Origin of the sequence: Planctellipticum variicoloris (genome assembly GCF_030622045.1) — a bacterium.
In the GTDB taxonomy this organism is placed as follows: Bacteria; Planctomycetota; Planctomycetia; order Planctomycetales; family Planctomycetaceae; genus Planctellipticum; species Planctellipticum variicoloris.
The window spans coordinates 4,481,263-4,501,966 of record NZ_CP130886.1; the positions used below are offsets into that span (position 1 = coordinate 4,481,263).

18 protein-coding genes are annotated in these 20,704 nt (G+C 64.0%); 8 read left to right on the top strand and 10 right to left on the bottom strand.

The features are described from left to right. Window positions 1-3: 3 nt before the first annotated feature. Window positions 4-693, bottom strand: coding sequence for a Uma2 family endonuclease (locus SH412_RS17440; protein WP_336519288.1), 690 nt, complete (start codon window positions 691-693; stop codon window positions 4-6). Window positions 694-903: 210 nt separating this feature from the next. Beyond that, window positions 904-4,707, bottom strand: coding sequence for a hydantoinase B/oxoprolinase family protein (locus SH412_RS17445; RefSeq protein WP_336519289.1), 3,804 nt, complete (start codon window positions 4,705-4,707; stop codon window positions 904-906). A 34-nt stretch (window positions 4,708-4,741) separates the two neighbouring features. Between SH412_RS17445 and SH412_RS17450 the strand changes: the two genes are divergently transcribed. The 4 genes from SH412_RS17450 (at window position 4,742) to SH412_RS17465 (ending at window position 8,914) form a co-directional block, all read left to right on the top strand. Further along, complete coding sequence (locus SH412_RS17450) at window positions 4,742-5,929, top strand: serine hydrolase domain-containing protein (protein WP_336519290.1); 1,188 nt, start codon at window positions 4,742-4,744, stop codon at window positions 5,927-5,929. Between the two features lie 310 nt (window positions 5,930-6,239). After that, the gene (locus tag SH412_RS17455; RefSeq protein WP_336519291.1) at window positions 6,240-7,082 is read left to right on the top strand and encodes a S1 family peptidase; all 843 of its coding nucleotides are present in this window, start codon (window positions 6,240-6,242) and stop codon (window positions 7,080-7,082) included. Between the two features lie 160 nt (window positions 7,083-7,242). Continuing rightward, a complete protein-coding gene (locus SH412_RS17460; protein ID WP_336519292.1) occupies window positions 7,243-8,739 on the top strand; it encodes an AAA family ATPase in 1,497 nt (498 codons plus the stop codon). A gap of 7 nt (window positions 8,740-8,746) precedes the next feature. Next, entirely contained in the window at window positions 8,747-8,914 is a 168-nt protein-coding gene (locus SH412_RS17465) for a hypothetical protein (protein WP_336519293.1), read from the top strand. Window positions 8,915-9,031: 117 nt separating this feature from the next. On the opposite strand, the gene SH412_RS17470 is transcribed toward SH412_RS17465, so the two are convergent. Further along, window positions 9,032-10,360 (bottom strand): CehA/McbA family metallohydrolase domain-containing protein, encoded by a 1,329-nt coding sequence (locus tag SH412_RS17470; protein ID WP_336519294.1) that lies wholly within the window; start codon window positions 10,358-10,360, stop codon window positions 9,032-9,034. 250 nt (window positions 10,361-10,610) lie between these two features. Between SH412_RS17470 and SH412_RS17475 the strand changes: the two genes are divergently transcribed. From SH412_RS17475 to SH412_RS17490, 4 genes are all read left to right on the top strand, one after another. Beyond that, window positions 10,611-11,357, top strand: a complete 747-nt coding sequence (locus SH412_RS17475) for a Bax inhibitor-1/YccA family protein (protein WP_336519295.1) — start codon at window positions 10,611-10,613, stop codon at window positions 11,355-11,357. A 308-nt stretch (window positions 11,358-11,665) separates the two neighbouring features. Then, a complete protein-coding gene (gene mch / locus SH412_RS17480) occupies window positions 11,666-12,616 on the top strand; it encodes a methenyltetrahydromethanopterin cyclohydrolase (protein ID WP_336519296.1) in 951 nt (316 codons plus the stop codon). Between the two features lie 19 nt (window positions 12,617-12,635). Beyond that, the gene (locus SH412_RS17485; RefSeq protein ID WP_336519297.1) at window positions 12,636-13,541 is read left to right on the top strand and encodes an ATP-grasp domain-containing protein; all 906 of its coding nucleotides are present in this window, start codon (window positions 12,636-12,638) and stop codon (window positions 13,539-13,541) included. 19 nt (window positions 13,542-13,560) lie between these two features. After that, window positions 13,561-14,493 carry an inositol monophosphatase family protein gene (locus SH412_RS17490; RefSeq protein WP_336519298.1) on the top strand — a complete coding sequence of 311 codons (933 nt, stop codon included), beginning with the start codon at window positions 13,561-13,563 and terminating at the stop codon, window positions 14,491-14,493. Between the two features lie 201 nt (window positions 14,494-14,694). On the opposite strand, the gene SH412_RS17495 is transcribed toward SH412_RS17490, so the two are convergent. The 7 genes from SH412_RS17495 to SH412_RS17525 all read right to left on the bottom strand — a co-directional run bounded on the left by SH412_RS17495 (window position 14,695) and on the right by SH412_RS17525 (window position 20,700). After that, complete coding sequence (locus SH412_RS17495; protein ID WP_419555817.1) at window positions 14,695-15,030, bottom strand: hypothetical protein; 336 nt, start codon at window positions 15,028-15,030, stop codon at window positions 14,695-14,697. 415 nt (window positions 15,031-15,445) lie between these two features. Next, window positions 15,446-17,134 (bottom strand): hypothetical protein, encoded by a 1,689-nt coding sequence (locus tag SH412_RS17500; protein WP_336519300.1) that lies wholly within the window; start codon window positions 17,132-17,134, stop codon window positions 15,446-15,448. A 181-nt stretch (window positions 17,135-17,315) separates the two neighbouring features. After that, window positions 17,316-17,969: a hypothetical protein gene (locus tag SH412_RS17505; protein WP_336519301.1), complete on the bottom strand. Its 654-nt coding sequence runs from the start codon at window positions 17,967-17,969 to the stop codon at window positions 17,316-17,318. Next, window positions 17,959-18,522 (bottom strand): RNA polymerase sigma factor, encoded by a 564-nt coding sequence (locus SH412_RS17510; protein ID WP_336519302.1) that lies wholly within the window; start codon window positions 18,520-18,522, stop codon window positions 17,959-17,961. The genes SH412_RS17505 and SH412_RS17510 overlap by 11 nt, the downstream gene beginning before the upstream one ends. Before the next feature lie 111 nt (window positions 18,523-18,633). Continuing rightward, a complete protein-coding gene (locus SH412_RS17515; protein ID WP_336519303.1) occupies window positions 18,634-19,167 on the bottom strand; it encodes a GNAT family N-acetyltransferase in 534 nt (177 codons plus the stop codon). 141 nt (window positions 19,168-19,308) lie between these two features. Further along, the gene (locus tag SH412_RS17520) at window positions 19,309-19,518 is read right to left on the bottom strand and encodes a hypothetical protein (RefSeq protein WP_336519304.1); all 210 of its coding nucleotides are present in this window, start codon (window positions 19,516-19,518) and stop codon (window positions 19,309-19,311) included. 252 nt (window positions 19,519-19,770) lie between these two features. Then, on the bottom strand, window positions 19,771-20,700 hold the full coding sequence (locus SH412_RS17525; RefSeq protein ID WP_336519305.1) for an FHA domain-containing protein: 930 nt from the start codon (window positions 20,698-20,700) through the stop codon (window positions 19,771-19,773). Window positions 20,701-20,704: the final 4 nt, after the last annotated feature.

Genomic DNA, 20,704 nt, shown 5'->3' on the forward strand with positions numbered 1-20,704 from the left:
CACTCACCGAGGAGCAGAAACCGCACCAGCCTGCCCCGCAGCCCACAACTCCGTAACATCCACCGCCAGCCCCGGCAGCAGCACCGACGTCGCCGTCTCCCCGGCCTTGAACACGCCATGTTCCCGGTACGTTTCACCATCGAGAGTCAGCACCGTCACCGTCGCCCCCTCGGGATCGACAATCCAGTACTCCGCAATCCCCGCCGCCGCATAGTCAGCCCGCTTGTCGAACCGATCCCGCTGCTGATTGCGCACACCGGGACTGACGACCTCCATCACCAGATCCGCCCCGTCCGGAACCTCCCGCACATCTTTCGACCGGCCGGGAGCTAAGTAAAACACATCCGGTTCGCGCAGATGATCCTTCCCGAGCCGGATCGGACAGGGCGCGACCACGACCAGCCCTTTCCCCTGCAAGTGCTGCCGCAAGCGTTCCGCCAGAAACATCACCAGCAGTTGATGCAGGATCGTCGGCATCGGCAGCACCTCGACGCAGCCATCCACCAGCTCCACCAGCCCCTCAAGATCCGCCGCAAAGTAATCCCGCTCGGTCCAGTCCCCCTGCACCGGATACCGCAGCGCCAATTCCCACACCGGCTCCCCGCGCTTCGACAACGGCGTTCCGTCATACGGCCGATACAAATCGGCCGCACGCTCCTCAACAGTCTTCGGCGATGGCGTCGCGGTACTCATGGCTTGAGTGTAACTCGTTCAGATCCAGTCTCAAGAGAAAGTCAGGCCGGCTGTCCCGGCCGCAAATGTCAACCTCAGGGGTCCCGAGCAGTACGCCCGGCGTCCGCGATGGGCGTCTCTTCAAGTCTCCTTCCCCTCCGTGCTCCGTGGTTCCCTCTCCGCCTCTTCATTCGCATCCATTCGTGCCATTCGTGGTAAAACTCTTCGACTTCACGCCCCAAACGCGCCACCTCCCGGCGTCTCAATCGTCAACTCATCCCCGGCCTGCACTTCAAACGAAGCCTTCCCCCCCAGATCCTGCCGATCGCCCCCCGCCGTCTCTAGCGTGTTCCGACCAAGTTGTCCCGGTTCGCCCCCCGCCAGCCCGAAGGGCGCATAAGGCCCCCGCCGCTCCGTCAGCAGCGACACTCTGAGCGGCCGCAGAAACTCGATTCGCCGCACGATCCCGTCCCCGCCCGGGTGCCGCCCTGCCCCTCCCGATCCCGTCCGGATCGAAAACTCCCGGATCCGCACCGGATACCGCCGCTCGATTACCTCCGGATCGGTCAGCCGCGTGTTCGTCATATGCGTATGCACGGCACTCGCCCCGTCCGCCTCAGGCGTCGCCCCGCTCCCGCCGCAGATCGTCTCGTAATACCCGAACGTCCCGTCCCCGAACGTCAGGTTATTCATCGTCCCCTGACTCGCCGCCGCCACGCCCAGCGCCCCCAGCAGCACATCCACCACCCGCTGCGAGGTCTCCACGTTCCCCCCGACAATTGCCGGGCACTGCGCCGGGTCTTCGTGTTCCGGCGGATTGAGCAGACACTCCGGCAGGATGATCTCCACCGGTTCCAGCACGCCCCCGTTGAGCGGGATGTCATCCTGAATCAGACACCGGAACACATACAGCACCGCCGCCGTCACAATCGCCCGGTTCGCATTCAGATTGCTCTTCAGCACCGGCCCCGTCCCGGTGAAATCGACCGTCGCCCGGTCCCCGGCAATCGTGATCGCCACCGCGATCGGCGACCCGTCGTCCAGGTGATCGACCCGCCGGTAGACCGCATCCGGCAGCGCCGCCAGGGCCAGCCGCATCTTCTCCGCGGCCGCCCGCTGAATGTGCCCCATGTAGGCCTGCACGACCACCCGCGACTCCCGCGCGACGAGATCCAGCAGCAGCCGCACCCCCGTCTGATTCGCCGCCGCCTGCGCCGCCACATCCGCCAGGTTGTCCGCCACGTTCCGCGTCGGATACGGCCCCGACTGCAGCAGCCCCTTCAACTCGTCCTCCCGCGAGACTCCACGATCGACCAGCTTGAAGTTCCGGATCAGCACCCCTTCCTCACCCAGGTTCTTCGAGAACGGCGGCATGCTCCCCGGCACGATCCCGCCAATCTCCGCATGGTGCGCCCGGCTCGCCGTCAGGAACAGCAGCTCCCCCGACTCCGGCTCATGCACCGGCGTAATCAGCGTCACGTCCGGCAGATGCGATCCCCCGCGGTACGGATCGTTCGTCACGAACACATCCCCCGGCCCCAGGTCCGGGTTGTCCGCCAGAATCCGCTTGACCGTCTCTCCCATCGCCCCCAGATGCACCGGAATATGCGGAGCGTTGACGACCAGCCCACCCTGCGGATCGAAAATTGCGCAACTGAAATCCAGCCGCTCCTTCACGTTCGTTGAAATCGACGTCTGTTGCAGCGTCACCCCCATCTGCTCGGCGATCGACGCAAACAGGTTGTTGAAAATCTCCAGCCGGATCGGATCGACGGCGGTCTGGCTCCCGCTTTCAGTCCGTGCCGCCAGACCGGCGTGGTCCGTCATCACGATCTCCCCCCGCGAGAGAATCCGCGCCTGAAACCCCGGATCGATCACGACCGTCGACGTCGGCTCGCACAGAATCGCCGGCCCGCCAATCCGATCCCCCGGCTGCAATGCCGACCGGCTGAAGATCCCCGTCCTCTGCCAGCCCCCGGCAAACCACGTCTCCGTCCACGCCTCTGGTTCCGGCTCGCGATCCACCAGCGGCCGCTCCGGCGCCGGCGGATCGGGCATCCGCCCCACGACTTCCACCCGCGCCGCCACAACCTCCAGCGGACGCCCTTCCCGGACGTACCCGTACAACTCCTGATGCCGCCTCACGTACGCCGCCGCAAAGTCGCCATCCGCTGGCCGCGGTACGTTGATCGACGATTCCACCCCCTGATACCGCAGATCGAGCGAACAGACCGCGGCGTCGATCCGCTCCGCCGGGACCCCCTGCCCCAGGACATCCTCTCGCGCGCTGCGACCAAGCTCCGCGAAGACGGTTTCCACCCGTTCGAGCGTCGCCGGTTCGTACCGCTGCAGCACCGACTGCTCCCGGAACCGCCGGACGTCCGCCAGGCCCATTCCGTACGCGCTCAAAATTCCCGCGTACGGATGGGCCAGCACGTCACGCATCCCCAGCATCCGCGCCAGCGCACACGCATGCTGCGCTCCCGCCCCGCCGAACGACGCCAGTACGTGCTCCGCCGGGTCGTACCCCCGCGCGACAGAAATCTTCCGGATCGCCCGCGCCATCGTCGCGTTCGCAATCTCGACAAAACCTTCCGCCAGTTCCTCCGGCCGATACGCCCGCCCCAGCGGCGACGCAGCCACCGCCGCGCAGATCTCGTCCAGCCGCCGGGCCACCGCCGCCTGATCCAGTGGAAACGGAAACCGGTCCGCCGGAATCTTTCCCAGGAAAAAATTCACATCCGTAATCGTCAGCGGCCCGCCCCGCCCGTAGCAGGCCGGCCCCGGATCCGCCCCCGCGCTCTGCGGCCCGACGAACAGCTTCACCCCGTCGAACCCGCAGACGCTTCCGCCCCCCGCCGCCACCGTCTCAATCGCCAGCATCGGAGCCACGACCCGCACGCCAGCCTTGGTCGTCTCAAACTCGTATTCGTACTTGCCGTCGAACCGCGAAACGTCCGTACTGGTCCCTCCCATGTCGAAACCGATCGACTTCGGGAAACCGGCCTCGCGCGACGTCCGCGCGTACCCGATCACCCCCCCCGCCGGCCCCGACAGAACGCTGTCTTTCCCCACAAACGTCTCGGCATTGACCAGCCCCCCCGCCGAGGTCATCAGCTTCAATTCGCTCCCCGGCAGCGACACCCGCAGCTTTCCGACGTAATCCCGCAGGATCGGGTTCAGATACGCATCCATCACCGTCGTATCGCCCCGCGACACGATCTTGATCAGCGGCGCCAGCCGGCTGCTCACGCTGACTTCCGCGAATCCCACGTCCCGCGCGATCTGCTCCACAAGCTGTTCGTGAACCGGATTGGCGAACGCATGCAGCAGACAGATCGCCAGCGACGCGCAGCCCGCATCCTTCAGCCGGTCCAGCTCCCGCCGGATCTGCTCGGGCTCTGGAGATCGCAACACCTCGCCTGAGGCCGCCAGCCGTTCGTCAATCTCGGCGACCTCTGTGAACAGCGGCTCCGGCTTCCGGATCGCCAGGTCAAACAGCCGCGGTCGGTCCTGGTTCGCGATCCGCAACACATCCCGAAAGCCGCGCGTCGTGACAAACCCCGTCCGCGCGCCGCGCCGGGTCAGCAGCGCATTCGTCCCCCGCGTCGTTCCGAGCCGGACCACCACCGGCGGAATCTCGTCCTGCAGCCGCAATCCCAGCAGCGTCCGGATCGCCAGAATCGGGGCCTCTTCGCCCCCCGACAATTCATACCGGCAGCCCGCCCCGACTTCAGCCGCCAGCGGGTCCGCCACCGTCAGCCGCCCCGTCTCCAGATCGCTGTCGGCGACAAGACATGTCTGGACCACTTCTCCCGCCGCATCGAGCAGCGAGCAGCGATAGCCCGTCCAGAACCCTGCCGTCGACGTCACCCGCAGCGGATCAACAAACGATCCTCCATCGATGACGCTCCGGATCACCCCTTTCGTGATTCCTGAGCTGAGAACTTTTCCCGTCGTCAGTTCACCCGCAGGCGACTTCGCGACACAATCCGTAAAAGTTCCGCCGACATCGATCCAGAATTCCCACGGCATAATGCCTCAACCCTTATCGAACAGGAACGCGTGCATGCCTGCAGCATCATGGACTCCCCGCCCATCCGCGGCAATCCGACCGCTCGCATCCGTAATGCTCGCCATATTCTTCTTCGGGACCAACAGCCCCACGCCGGCCCAGGACACTCCCGCCGCCCCGTCTTTCGCCCAGATCGAATCGATCTGCAACGCCGCCATCGCCGAGAAAAAATTCCCCGGCTGCGTCGTCGTTGTCGGCACCTCCGCCGGCATTCAGTATCAGCAGGCCTTCGGCAACCGTCGGCTGTTGCCGGAACCTGAGCCCATGACCCTCGACACGCTCTTCGACATGGCCTCACTGACCAAGCCCATCGCCACCGCCACCAGCGTCATGCGGCTCATCGACCAAGGGAAAGTCGAGCTGGACGCCCCCGTCGCCAAGTCCATCCCCGAATTCGGCGCCAATGGTAAGGCCGCCATCACGGTCCGCCAGCTTCTGACCCATCAGGGGGGCCTGATTGCCGACAATTCGATCAAGGACTACGCCGGCTCCCGCGATGAGTCGATCGCCCACGTCTTCGCCCTCTCCACCGTCGTCCCCCCCGGCGCGAAATTCATCTACTCCGACGTCGGCTTCATCGTCCTCGGAGAACTGGTCGCCCGGGTCTCGGGCCAGCCGCTCGATGTCTACGCACGCGAGCATGTCTTCCAGCCGCTCGGCATGACCGAGACCGGTTTCCGCCCGGAGGAATCTCTCCACGCTCGTTGCGCTCCGACGGAACAGAGGGCCGGCCGCTGGATGCGGGGAGAAGTCCACGACCCCCGCGCGATCCGCATGGATGGCGTCGCCGGGCACGCCGGTCTCTTCAGCACCGGAGCCGACGTCGCCCGCTACGCCCAGGCCATGCTCTCCGCACAGTCCGCAAAACCGGTCCTCTCCGGAACCGCGTGGAAACTCATGACCACCCCGAACGAAGTTCCGACGCAGCGACCGGACGCGCCGATCGCCCGTCGCGGCCTCGGCTGGGACATGCGCAGCGCCTACTCGAAGAATCGCCCGATCACCTTTTCCGAAAAAGCTTTCGGACACAGCGGCTTCACGGGAACCAGCCTCTGGATCGATCCGGAACAGGACCAGTTTGTGGTTTTCCTGAGTAACCGCGTCCACCCCGTCGGAAAAGGCCTCTCCAATCCAACGGCCTCCCAGGTCGGCGACGCTGCGGCCGGTTCTCTCGCCCACTGAAAGCGCTGCATGCCCGCGAATTCCCCTTTCCGGTCATGGCCGCACCGTCTGAGCGTTCTGCGGAATCGCCCCTGGATTTCCTGAACAATTTCCGGTTCCCGCAACAACAACTTGCAGACCCCCGTTTGCCCATGTAGCCTGTTTTTGTGGCAGGAACCACATCGCCTCCGGAACACCCGTTCTATTGCGACCGTTCAGGGATGGGCGTCAGTCGCCGCGGCTGAGTTTTGTATCGACGCTCCCGTCACTTTCCGCGTCGGTCCAGATTCTTGCGGCCCTTGTTGAATTGCCTTTCTTGAGGATCGTCTTAATGAGTCATTCGAACTGGTCGCTGCCCGCCGCGGCGTGCGTAGTTGTCGCTCTGTCGGTCTGGTTCTCCCCCGCCAGCACTTCCGCGGCGCCTCCGGCGCACCTGCTGGTCGGCCCGCTGGCGCAATCGACGCCAGCGATCATTGGAGGGGTCGTCGCCAAGCCTGGTCAGTACCCCAATGTCGGCCAGGTGATCATGAACCTGAAGAACTACGGCAACTCGAGTTGCACCGGCACGTTGATCGCCGCCCGCTGGGTGCTCACCGCCGCACACTGTCTGGCGATTCCCGGCGCCAAGCTCAACGGACTGTCGTTCAAGCTCGATGGGAAGACTTACACTTCGCGTCGCTGGTTCGTCCATCCGTCATACATCCCGACAAACTTCTCGGCGGGCAACGACATCGCACTGATTCAATTGACCACGTCAGTCGCGGGCGTCCCCTTCGGCAAGCTGCCGACGGGCGTTCCGGTAGTCGGCTCGAAACTCACCGTCGTCGGTCTGGGACTGACCGGTACTGGTTGGGAAGGGACGACGGGTCGGTCCGGCATGTTCATTCCCGGGTCGCAAATCCTCAGGCAGCAGACGACGGGCGTGAAGCGAATCGGCACGGTAACCGCCGACACGGTCACCGGGATCCATATCGGCTGGAACTTCGTAAGACCCCAGATTTCGTGTACGGCTCCCGGCGATTCCGGCGGCCCCGCTTTCAATGCCGCTGGCGAAATCGTCGGCGTCACAAGCGGAGGAACTTCGTCAACAGCCATCTGGGGGACCTACGCATTCGACACGCGTGTCGACCTCTTCACGGCCTGGATCACGACGACGATGGCCTCGTCCCGATAGCGGACGAACGACGGGTTGAGAAATGCTTCCAGGAAGCCCCGCTTCGGAAACCTCCCGAAGCGGGGCTTCTTGTCTTTGCGCCGGATCTATGTCAAGTTGACGAAGCGCGTTCTGTCTTCTTGCCCCTGTCGCGCTCCCGCTTCGCTGGAGTCCATCGGTCATGTCTCCCGATCTGTCGCTGCTCGTTCGCGCGGGGCATCCTGTCATCGCCATCGAATCGACTGACGAAGACCGGGCTCTCGCGATGGTCGCTGCCATGGCCGCCGAACTTCCCCGGCCCTTGACCGACTGGAGCCTCACGAAGGGGCTCCGCGAAGTGAACTGCTCCACGCTCGTTTTCGGCAACGTCCTCAGCCAGCCAGGCCCGCCGGCCGCCGCGCTCGAACATGTGCTCCGTTCCGCGGACCACAGCATTCACGTCTTCCGCGACCTCGGGCCGCACAGTCGTGACGCCAAAGTCCACCGCCTGCTGCGGGACTTTCCGAACGTGGGTCGCGAACGGCAGGCGACCCTGATTCTCCTGGAAAGCCAGCCTCTCCCCGCCGATCTTCGCCGGCTCGCCCTGCTGCACGAAATCGGCTGGCCCTCCGCCGCCGAGCTCGAACAGGTCGTCCGGGAAACCTATCAGCGCATCAAGGCCGCCAGTCTCTACGAAGTCACCTCCCGCGTCACCCGGCGCGAAATGGAACAGCTCATTCAGGCCCTCCGCGGCCTGACGCTGAGCGAAGCCGAACGGGTCGTCGCCTCCGCCATCCACCAGGACCACGCGCTGCGGGGCGACGATCTTCCGCGCATTATCGAGACCAAAAGAAAGCTGCTCGGCTCGACCGGCGTCCTGGAATCGGTCGCAGCGGACTTTGATTCCAATGACATCGGCGGACTCGAAAACCTCAAACGCTGGCTCACGCAGCGCCGCGACGGCTACTCGCAGAGGGCGCGCGACTTCGGTCTCGAACCGCCCCGCGGCGTCCTCATCCTCGGCGTCCAGGGCTGCGGAAAGAGCCTCTGCGCCAAGGTGGTCGCCGCCGACTGGAAGATGCCCCTGCTCCGCCTCGATCCCGGGCAGCTTTACCAGAAGTTCATTGGCGAAAGCGAGCGTCATCTCCGCGACGCCCTCCGCCAGGCCGAAGCGATGGCCCCCGTCGTTCTCTGGATCGACGAAATCGAGAAAGCCTTCGCCTCAGCGACGGGCGACTCTGCCGACGGCGGACTTTCCCAGCGGATGTTCGGCTCGTTGCTGACCTGGATGCAGGACCACCGCCACCCGATTTTCATCGTCGCGACCGCCAACGATATTTCCCGCCTCCCCCCCGAACTCCTCCGCAAAGGACGCTTTGACGAGGTCTTCTTCGTCGATCTGCCCAATCGCGCAGCCCGCGAACGGATTCTCGCCATCCACCTCGAACGCCGCAAACGCCAGCCGGATCAGTTCGACCTGGCCCGTCTGGCGGAACAGACCGAAGGCTACAGCGGCGCGGAACTTGAACAACTCATCCTGGCGGGGCTCTACAACGCCTTCCACGCCGGCGTCGAACTCACGACGGCCCACCTCAATCAGCAACGGGAAGGGACGCGCTCGCTCGCGGAAATGATGCCAGAACGCCTGGCCCAACTCCGCGCCTGGGCGGCCGATCGCTGCGTCCCCGCCGACGAGTAAAAACATCGTGGACCGGTGGCTGGAACTGGACCGCAGGGAAGCCCTGGTCTTCGAGTCGACTCACACAACCGACCGGGGCATCGCGAAGACGCTCCTGCCCCGGCCACCCGCCGGGAACGACGGCAGCGACTCCGACGAAATCACCGGCATCGATTCTGGAACAGTGTACCTCTGAGTCTTGTCCCCACTCCCACTGTCTTCAGTGGGAGTGGGCCAGGGTGAGGGTCTTCGAAGATGCCGAAGTCGTGTCCACGGAGAAAAGACGGCGCTCCTCACAATCGTGGCCGGTGATTTAGCGCTTCGCCGCCGGCCCATAGATCGGCTGCACCCACGCCCGCTCGAACTCGCCGACTTCGCTCGGATTCGGGTGCGGGCGAGAACTTGTGACTCTCGCACGCACGTAGAGCTCGTCCCCCCGGAACACGTAGCGAGCGCGCGTCCCTTCAACGGTTTTCAAGACGCGGCCGATATCCTCCGAGTAGATCCGCGTTGATCCCGGAAGTTCCTTGCCATCCGCTGAAATCGCAACCTGGCTGGTCGGATCGTAGCCGGAACAGGTTCCTACGAACTCCGTCGTATAGGTCACGCCCGGCTCTTCCCGCATCTGCAACGCGAGGCCGTCGTCGAACCACTCCACCTTTTCCAGCGTAACGCCCGACGACGCATAGAACCGACCCGCTTCCAGGGCCTGAATCAACGACTCGGGTTTCAGTGCGTCCGCCAGCACCATCACCCAGCCCCGCCCCGGTTCGCTGCGACGGCTGGGAATGTGATGGTAATTGTGACCGTCGTCGACCCCCAGCCCGTACATCAGCGGCAGGTCGAGTTCATCGATCCGGCGGGTCAGGATGACGTCCCAGATCCGCTCGGTCGAGGCGCGTCGGGCGTCGCCCGAGTTATTTACGCCCGGGTGCCCGTTGTAAACCTCGAAGAAGTTCTCGCCACGGACCCGCATCAAATCCTCTGCGGCAACCGCCCAGCCGAAATTGGGATGATTCAGGTGAATCATCATCGACTGCCCGGTCCGCTCACGCTGTGCAACCAGTGCGTTCACGTTGTTCTGCAGCGTGTCGTAAACCGAATCCCCCCGAAACGGCGGCAGCATTTCCTTGAGGTTTGCGACGCACAGATGGAGCGGCAGCCCCTTAAACGAGTCCGAGACTTCCTCTCCCTGGATCAGCAGGAACTTCCCCGGTTCTGCCAGCTTCGCCGCCACCTCGTCGAATGTCTTCAGCCGTACTTCGTGTTTCCCTTCGACCGTCCGCTCGTCGATCCAGCCGTCCGGGAACCGCTCCTTCAGCTTCTCGTAGGCGATCGCGCCTTCCTTGATCTTCGCCACATCCACCCAGCGTTCTTTGTTCGCGAGCGTGTTGTGGTCGGTAAAGACCAGGAAGTCGTAATTCTTGTCCCGGTACCAGGCGGCAATCATTTCCAGATAATTGTCGCCGTCGCTCCAGTAGGAATGCGTATGCAGGTTCCCTTTGTGCCAGCGTAAGCCGTCGCTCGCTTCCAGCGCGCCGACCGCAGTCCCCGCCGAGGGCGCGCGCCCGCACCACACCACGCAAGCCAGCAGGCCGGAAACCAGCCCCCCCAGCACAACCCGTCGCATTCGCCGCTGCATGTGAAAATCCCGCAGAAGTCTCATCTCGACGTCACCTCGTCTCAGATTAACGACCTCTGATCTGTCCGACGACCTTCAAGGCCACCAAAATTTGGTGAATTCGCGAACCGCCGTCCGCTTCAATCTGATCAATTTTCGGTCGGCCGTGAACCATTCGAAGACCTCTGCCGTTTGCCCGTTGACAGTCGGTCTCCGAACCGTAACATTGTTCGTGGCCTGAACAAACAACACGTTCCCAAAGGTTTTGGACATGCGTAGCGGCAATCCGGCGTTGAACGCGAATACGTTCGACCAGTTCCACGAAATGTCGTCCGCCGACTCGACTCAGATGACGATTCGCGGCACCGCCAACAAGACCATGATCCTCCTCGGTCTGGCCATCGGCACCGCCTGCCTCACCTGGTCGCAGGTCGCCCAGGGCAATATGGCCTCGGCGATGCCTTGGATGATCGGCGGCGCCATCAGCGGCTTTGTGCTCGCGCTGATTATAAGTTTCAAAGCCGACTGGGCGCCGGTCCTCGCCCCGCTGTATGCGCTCGCGGAAGGCTTGTTTCTCGGAGGCATTTCCGCGGTTATTGACGCCCAGTACCCCGGCGTTGCTCTGCAGGCCATCGGACTCACCTTCGGTACGATGTTTACCCTGCTGATCGCCTATCAGTCCGGCCTAATTCGCGCCACCGAAAACTTCAAACTCGGCGTCTTCGCCGCCACCGGCGGCATCGCCCTCGTCTACTTGACGTCGATCGTTCTCGGGTTCTTCGGCATGAGCGTGCCGCTGATTCACAGCGCGGGTCCGTGGGGCATTGCCTTCAGCGCCTTCGTCGTCGTGATCGCCGCCATGAACCTCGTCCTCGACTTCGACTTCATCGAGCAGGCCGCCAAAAACGGCGCCCCCAAGTCCGCCGAGTGGTACGGGGCCTTCGGCCTCATGGTCACCCTCGTCTGGCTCTACATCGAAATCCTCCGCCTCCTCGCCAAGCTCAACAGCCGCGACTGAAACTCGGTCGGCGACTCAAGATTCCAGGCGGCCCGACGCGTATCCGTCGGGCTGCTTCCTTTCCTCCGCCCATGCAACGCAACCACCGATTATCAAAGCAGTTGCGTGATGCAGCATTGCGACCCGTTTCTCACGATCGCCCTCCGCGGCCGTCGGGCGGTTTGGCCTGCAATTGTGACGGCCGCTCCCGCCCGATACGATTGCACCTGCAAACTCGTCTGCACAGCCCCGTCAGGCGACGTTTTTCGTTCCGGGATCACCCATCGCGGCTCCCCGGGACGCCTGCGGACGACAAGGCCAGGCCCTGAATGAACTATGAATTGAATGATGTTGCGGCGGATATCGTCGCCGACATCACGGACCACCCCGCCGACTTCCGGGTCGCCGAACACGAAATCCCCGGCGGAGGACTTCTCCTCGACTTCGGCGTCGAGACCGAAGGGGGCCTCGAAGCCGGCGCCATGCTCGCCGGTCTGTGCGTCGCGGGCCTCGCTGACATTTCCACCCAGCCCGGCGAGCTCGACGGCATGGTCTGGCCCTATGTCGCCGTAGCCACCGACTACCCTGTCGCCGCCTGCCTGTTCAGCCAGTACGCCGGGTGGAAGATCAACGTCGGCAAGTACTTCGCGATGGGTTCCGGACCGATGCGTTCCGTCGCGGCCAGCGAAGAACTGTTCGACAAGCTCTGGTACCGCGAAGAGGCCGAGCAGGTCGTCGGCGTCCTCGAAGCCGCCACGCTCCCCGGACGGGAAGTCTTCGAATACATCGCCGAGAAGACGGGAGTTGCACCCGACGACGTAACCCTCGCCGTCGCTCCGACTTCCAGCATCGCGGGTAACTACCAGGTGGTCGCCCGCTCGGTCGAGACCGCGATGCACAAACTCTACGAACTCGGCTTCGACGTCAACCGCGTCCGCAGCGCCATGGGCGTCGCCCCCCTCCCCCCCGTCGCCAACAACGACCTGCAGGGGATCGGCTTCACCAACGACGCCATCCTCTACGGCGGCCGGGTCACGCTGTGGGTGAACGGCGACGACGAAACCCTCGCGGCCATCGCCCCGCAGATTCCCTCCTGCAGCTCGGCGGCCTACGGTCGGCCGTTTCAGGAGATTTTCGAAGCGGCCGGACGCAATTTCTACGACATCGACCCCCTCCTCTTCAGCCCCGCGGAAGTGGTGCTGCAGAATATGGACACCGGTCGCATCCATCGGGCCGGCCGGGTCGATCCGCAAATCCTGAAGCGGTCCTTCGGACTCTGATCGCTACTTAGGTTCCGCTGTGCAGATCGCCGTCCTCGCTCAGCCGGAGAGCTGGTACTTCCGCGACCTTGCGCGAGCCGCGACCGAACGCGGCGGCCAATGTACGCGTCTCGATTTTTCCGGTCTGATTGGCGGAATCGTCGACGGCCAACCGGTGCTGAACCAGGGGGAAACGGACCTCCGCGACTGCCGGGCCATCGTCGTTCGGAGCATGCCCGCCGGCTCGCTGGAACAGGTCGTCTTCCGGATGGACATCCTGGCGCGCCTGGAGGCCGCCGGCGTCCCGGTCGTCAACCCGCCCAAGGCCCTCGAATGCGCAATCGACAAGTATCTGACCACGGCCCGGCTCGCCGCCGCCGGGCTACCGGTTCCTGATACGATCGTCTGCGAAGATCCCGGCACGGCGATGCTCGCCTGGGAACGGCTGGGCCGCGATGTCGTCGTCAAACCGGTCTTCGGGGCCGAAGGCCGGGGCATCGTGCGATTGACCGACCCCGATCTGGCCTGGCGCGCGTTCCGGACTCTGTTCCGGCTGGAGTCGGTCCTGTATCTGCAGCGGTTCATCGAACATCCCGGCTACGATCTCCGCGTGCTGGTCCTGGGGGAACGGATCCTGGGGGGCATGCGACGTTCGTCTCCGGACGACTTCCGCGTGAACGTCGCCCGCTCGGGAATTGCGGAGCCACACGGTCCGACCGACCATGAAGCCGAACTGGCACTGGCCGCCACACGGGCGACCGGGAATCTCTTCGCCGGGATCGATCTGTTGTACGATGCAACGGGGCGCTGTTACGTCATCGAAGTCAACGGCGTCCCCGGCTGGCAGGCCTTCGGACGCGTGAATTCGATGGATGTGGCGGCAGTGTTCGTCGAATGGTTAGAGACGGAAACACCAAACACCAAACACCAAATAACCAAGAACTAATAACCAAGGACAAACACCCATGCCCCCTGCTCCGATTGCTGCCGCTCTTGCCACTCACATGCCTGCCGTCATGCGCTGGGCCGGGGCCGTCGCCCGTCGGCTGCGGGGCTTTAATATCGGTCTGACCGGCAAGACTTCCGGGAGCGCGCTGACAGATGCGCTGACGCTGGCGGACCTGACGCTGCAGGAACTGCTCGTTGCCGCGCTGCGCGACTGCGATCCGATTTTCCGCACCTGCCAGATTGAAGCTGAGGAGACCACCGGCGATCTGGCCCGTTTTCCCGAGCAAGCCGATCTGGTGATCTCACTCGATCCCATCGACGGCACCAAGCAGTATCGCGACAAGACGGGCAACGGGTACGCGGTGATGCTCCATCTGCGTTCCCGGGACACGGTGCACTACTCGCTGGCCTTCGTCCCCGAGAAAGGGGAGCACGGGTGGTGGGTCGAAGCGCATGGAGACCGCATCGTCTGCGGTCCAGATGATCCCGCGCGACCGGCCCGGGACGTCCTGCAGTCCCTGACGCCGATCACAACCGCCACTCGTCCTGACAGCCGGCAGATTTACCTGATCGGTTTTCAGCAGCGCGATGTCGCCGCGGCTCAGGCCGTCAGCGCGGCCGGGCTGGCGGGCGTCGCTCCCGATGACATGCCGGGCAGCATTTACGAACTGCTGGCCCGCGGCGAATTCGGGGGCTCGCTGATCCACAGCCCGAATGTCTATGACTTCCCGGTCTCACTGCACCTCGCCCGGATCCTCGGCGGGGACGCGGTCTGGGTCCACAATGGCGAGCCGGTCCATTTCCGCGAGACGTGGCTGGATGACCGGGCCGACATGCTCCGCCTGCCGGGAATCGTCGCCTGCAGCGCGAATCGGGAAACGCTGGCGACCCTCTGCCGGGTGGCGAAGGACTGGCATAGGGAGAGATATCATACGCAGGTGGAATTGTAGGAAATCGTTGATGGTTGATCGTCGATCGTTGATAGTCGGAGAAGAACTCCACCGTGGGGCTTTCCGGCCATAGACGATCGACGATCAACCATCAACGAAAAAGCAGCCCGCCGGGTCGCGGTTCCCGGCGGGCTGCTGGATTTCGTGTGGTCGTCCTGACCGGTCAGCAAGGAATGTTTGCGGTTCCACCGCGGTGACGACTCAGTCCTGCGGCTGGAGGGCGGGGACGGCCTGCGGGCGGTTGTAGCCCAGCGCGCGAACGACTTCGAGCACTTCGCTCCAGGTCGGGAATGCGCGGCCGCTTTTGCGCTTATAGTCGTCCATGGCCTTCATGAATTCGATTTCGTCGTCGGAGTAATCCCTTTCGCAGGTCGTGGGGTCGATCATCCGTCGACGCTCCACTTTCCGCCGCGGTCCGGTGCGGCGTTCTTCACCCGTGTAAGTCTCCTCGGCGTTCTTTCGGCGATCGGCAGTCCGACGATCTTTCAATCGTCGATCCGTCGTCGCCAGAGCGCTCGGCAAAGCCTCGTCCACCATCATGTCGCACCTTTGCAATTACCAGGAATGTGAGGGGATCCCATCCTTGACCGGAGTGCGTTCCACGCAGATCCGTCACCCGGATTATGACCGCCAATACGTCATGAAGTCGGAGTGTGCGGGTTAGATTGACTCGTTAAGAAACAGAAACATTGCCGACTGGGGAATTACGCCGGTCGTATCGATTCTGCAGGCGCAGGCCCATTGGTGACAGGAGATCTACGGAGGCGCGGAGGCCGATTGTCGGGATTGCGCCGCTCGATCCGGTCTGTCGGACTGTAACGACACATCGGGCTGTCAGAGGGGCCAGACTGCGGTCGGCGCGGCATGCAAATTGCGCAGTTGGCAGCAGGCCGACGACGCCACCTGGATTGGGTGGAGTGCAAAGCTACGGGTCCCAGGCGCACGGAGACCTTCAGTTCCGCCGGTCTACAGACAGCGTGCCGTTCAGCGAGACCTCACTGGTTCCCGCACGCAACGCGATTGAGGCGCGATCGACGAGGGCCAGAACGGGGAGGATTCGTTGCCACCCGGCGGCAATTTCCGGTTCCCGTTCAACGTCCCCCTGCGACAGGAACGTCAGCCACGTCGCAGAATGCTGCTGTACGTGCTCCCGGAAGCTCCGCACATTAAGTTGCACGGCCACCGCGACGCCTCCGAGCGGCGGCTGCGAATCAACCACGGCCATCGGCTGCGGCATCTGCTCAAGAATCTCCGCCGACGGGTCGGTGACCAGTACGAGAGCCTGCGGCCAGACCTGGAACCCGGGCCGCCAGCCGAGCAATCCCGGTTCCAGCCACCAGCGTGAGAGACCGTTCTCAGACGGTCGGTCCTGCTGAATCGTCAGCACGGGCCCCTCGAAGGACTTCGCATTCGCGTCGACCACCACCAGTCCAAGCCCCAGCGACAGGAGCCGCTCATAGACCTGCGGCAGTTCATTGGGCCTGGCGCCGTCCCAGCGCATCTGCAGCAGGGCCTGAAACGGTGCAGCCGACTGCTCCGTGCCGTCGACCAGCAGAAAATAGTCTTCCGCCAGCGGCGCCAGCAGATCCCGCGTCAGTTCCAGGCCGCTCCCCAGCCCGCCTGCAACCCGCTCCATGCGCCGCCAATCGTCCCGTTCCTTCGGCGAAAGCGTCTCCCGGAGCAGATCCAGCACCGGCTTCGCGTCAAAACCTCCCTGAATCACCAGCCAGGCGTCGGTTTTGAAATTCGGGTTCGTGCGACGATGGCCTCCCTGCAAGAGCGTCTCCCAGCGATCCGGCAGACGACTTTCATCCAATTCCGCGCCGACGTTCCAGATCAGGGAGTTGTCCGGCATCCCGACCTCCACTCGCAGCCGGTCCACGACGCGCCAGATCGCCGCCAGACTCTCCGCCTCGGGATCGGAGCGAACGGCCTCTTCCAGCAGGGGATCCCAGGCCCGCGCGTTGATGCCCAGCAAGGCCAGGTCGTCGAGCCGCAATTCGTTCACGCGCCGCCACCACGTCGCCTGACTGAGGGACTCGGACTCGTGCTGCCCCTGGAGCCTGCGAAGTGCGTCCTGAATCAGCGGCTCCTGGTCCGACAGCCCGATCACGTCGTCGGCAACCAGCAGATAGATCGCGTCGTCGCCGCGACTGGATCGCAGGTACTTGAGGCCGTCGGTCTCGACGTCTTCAAACGTGCGGGCGGGCTCCATCCGTTTCCAGGCCGCGACCAGTTCTTCGGCGGCCCCTTTGCGAAGCGATTTCGCCAGCACCAGGGCCTGCGGCTGCCCCTCAGGGCTGATTCGCAACGACAACACCAGCGAGCTGCTGGCGGCATCCCGGATGTGCTCGGACAGTTTGCGTCCCGTGTGCGCCGTCACCACCGCTTCGATGGCCTGCCAGCGCTGCCACGGACGGCTCTGCTGAAACAACGGCCACAACGCCGAACCGGTCCAGCGCTGCTTGAGCGGATGATTCTGCCAGGCCAGCCAGTGCTCATCGAGCCGCTGGATCTCCAGACACGCAGCGACATCCGCCGATAGCAGCCGGGTCAGTTCCCCTTCAGCGGCGGAAGCTGTCGTCGCCAGGAACAGCCAGCTCAAGCCCATGCACACGCTGGCGAACGACCGCTGCCACATGCTGTTGATCCTGTGTTGTTGTAGGGAATAGGGAGTAGGGAATAGCGAGTAGCCGGAGGAAGAGGGCTGATCGCCGGAGTCAGGGGGCGAATCGCCCGACTTCGTCTGGCTCTCGACTCTCGACTCTTGGCTCTCGACTTCCACCAGCGTGATCTTACTCCTCAACGGACCGCAGTGCCCGCTATCCCTGTGGCTGGGCCGGAAGCGTGTGGCCCAGGAACCCGAATGCCGATGTCACTCGATCGCGAACGACGGAGCTCAAGGGAGTCCGGCTCGAGGTCGTCGCCGGCTGAACCGGTTTGACCTCCGCTTCGGTCGCGTCCCGGCTGGCCAGGACCGGCCAGACACGTTCGACGTGCGGCAGCGTCGGCAGCATGCGTTCCGGAAGAGTCGGCGTGGAATCTTTGACGTCCTCCCAGAGTCCGACCATCGACTCGGTCAGATCGACGCCCCCGTCAGCAGACTCCGGCTTCTGGTCCGGCACGACGGCCACAGAGACGACCGGCGGCGCCTGCTGCCAGGTCGGCCAGAGAACCACCAGCAACGTCGCGGCCGCCACAGAAATGAACGCTCCCGCAAGAGCCAGGCGGCGGCCCGACTGGACGTGCCGCGGAATCGTCGTCGGTTGAAGCTCGGCCAGCACGCGGGACGTCAGATCAATGGTCGGAACGTCTCTGCGCCAGGCCTGCACGGCGACGTCGAGCCGCTGGTGGTCCTGCCAGAGGGCGGCGCACGGGGCGCAACCCGTCCGGTGGCGCTCGGCCTCGGGCGACAATGTCCCCCGATGCGATTCCGCCAGGTCTTCGAGACTCCGCTCGAACTCGCTACAGTTCATAACCCACCTCGTTCACAACGCCGCGTTGCCGCAGCCACTCCGCCAGTTCTTTTCGCGCCCGGTGCAGCCAGGTCTTCACCGTCCCCACCGGGCAGTCCAGAATCTCGGCCACTTCCTGCAGACTCAGTTCCTGCTGATGAAACAGGATAAAACACGTCCGATATTCTTCGCGCAGCGTTCCCAGCGCCCGCTGCAGTTCTTCTCCCAGATCGCCTGCATCGACCCGTTGCGGTTTCGCCACCGCCTCGTCCGGCACTTCGCTGGGCCGCGCAATCTTCTTCGACCGCGAAAGATGCGTCCGACACCGGTTGACGGCGATGGTCAGCACCCACGGAATCAAGGGGCGCGCGCCGTCCCAATGCCGAAGATGCCGGACCGCGCGCAACAGCGTCTCCTGGGCCACGTCTTCGGCGTCCTGCTGATGACCGAGCATCCGCAGACAGACTCCGAACACGACTCCCTGAAACCGCTGGACAAAGTCGCGAAGGGCCAAGGCCTCTCCAGCAAGGCAACGCCGCACAAGCTGCAGGTCGTCGCTCACCGAATCGTCCACCTCTCCTCCGAACATACCCGCGGCGTGCGGCGGCAGTTTCAAGCGAGCATCCGCGTCGCGGCATTCGCAGCTACAACACGTTCTTTAGAAAGACTTTAGAGAACCAGGAGATCATTCCGACGACGTGAATTCGAGTTCGGATGGCCGTCCAACCGTGAAAACCAGGTGCTGCAGGTTCTTGAACTCGGTCTCCCGTTCCACCTGCATTCCCAGCTTTCGAGCCACCCCCTGGGAGGGCTCATTGATCGGGCGGATCAGCGAAATCACCCGATTCATATCGCAAGATCTGAATGCGTGATCACGGACAGCCCGGGCAGCCTCGGTCGCGCAACCTCTTCTCCAGAACGGACTATGAATCAGATACCCGATCTCCGGCTCACATCCCCAGGGGAGTTCCTGGAGGACAAGCCCGACCTGGCCCACAGGCTGGAACGTTTGTCGGTCTTCGACCAGCCACAGGCCATGTCCATGCTCCGCGTACCGGACAAGCTGCCGCTCAAGCCAGGCGCGCGCTTCGTCCCGTGAATAGACCTGCGGGTAAAACTTCATGACCTGAGGATCTGCGAGCATGCTGGCGACGAAATCCAGGTCACCCGCCGTCATCTCCCGCAGCCGCAGCCGTTCGGTCAGCAGCTCGAAGCCCATACAGTCTCCGATCGCCATTCCAGCCGGCGTGAAAGGGGACGGGACGCGATTGCCTGAAATAGAAACCGGAGAGCACACTGGCGGCTGCAGGCCACCAGTGTCACCCCCGTTCGCGCACAGTGAAAACGCCGGAGCGCTGCTCTAACGGCTGACCAGTTCCCGCGCGAGAACCCGGGCCAGCTTGTAGGCGTGCTTGATCGTAAACGACCGGCCTTCGATCTGCTCTTCGGAGAAGTACTTCCCGACATCGCTGGGCGGCAGGCCGGCGAGCGACAGCGTCAGGGGGAGCAGGTCCAGGAACTCGCGATAGCGGCGCTGAATATCGGCCTGATTCGATTCCGGTGTGCTCACGGAAATATCCTTCGTCAGAGGAATCCGCCGGCAGACGGACTGCGCCACTCCGGCAGACACGCATGCCAGGCATGCCCTGTATCATGCCGTCATTCGGTCCGGGTGTCTCCCCTGCAATCTGCAAATCCCGGTTGCCAGTCCAGGACGATTTGCCGCGGTCGAGCTCGCGGCAAAAACAGCGAGAGGACGCACGGCTGCGATCAGCGGTGCGTCCTCCAGGAGTTCTATTTCGGTCGCTTTCCGGCGAACTTCTCAGCGTCCCCGTCGCTGCAGGTGCTGCCGGATGATATCGGCGGCCGCAGTCGAAGGCTTCTCGGGAGGGGCGGCCTGCCCTTCGACGGGAGGAGCGACGGGAGCGGCTGGCGGGGGCGCCTTGATTCCCGTCTCTTCCGGAGGGGGAAGTTTGATTTCCATCTCGCCAGAAGTCTGTGCTGGGGCGGCGGGCTGCTGAGGAGCCGCACCGGGATACATTGGCTGAGGATATTGCTGCTGAGGATACGGCATCCCCGGCGGATACCCCATCGGCATTCCGTAGCCGGGCGGATAACCCGGCATGGGGTAGCCAGGCGGCATCCCGTAGCCGGGGGGATAGCCCGGCATCATCGGGTAATTGGGATAACCCGGGTAGCCCCCCATCTGGACCGGGACTCCCCCCGGGACCATGCCCGGATGGATTGTCGTATCGCCCCCCCCCATATTGACGGTCTGCCCGGGGTCCTGCTGCGGAACGTAAGCCTGCATTTCGTAGCTGGTATCGAGGGCGCTCTGGGATTCGGCGCCGGTGTCGTCCGCGACCGGCACGCCGGGCACATCGGAGGTTGGCAGGAGCGTAGAATCGCCAGCGGCAATGGCGGCAGGCATCGGCGGGGCCGCGACCGCGGCGACCTGCCGGATGACCATTTCCAGCTCGAGCTTGCCGATCGTAATCTGGTCGCCGGTCTTGAGCATGATTTCGCCGCGGACCGGCTCGCCATTGACCTGGGTGCCGTTGGTGCTTCCCAGATCGCGCAGCCGGACCGAGTAGTCATCCTGCAGAAAAACACAGTGGTGTCGGCTGACCAGATCGCTGTTGGGGCGGAGCTGGCAGTCTGCCTCGCGTCCGACCAGAAACTTCTTCGTTGTCAGCGGTATGGTCTTTCCCTGGTGCTTGCCCCCCAGGATCTTCAGCTCAGCCTGCAGCATGGAA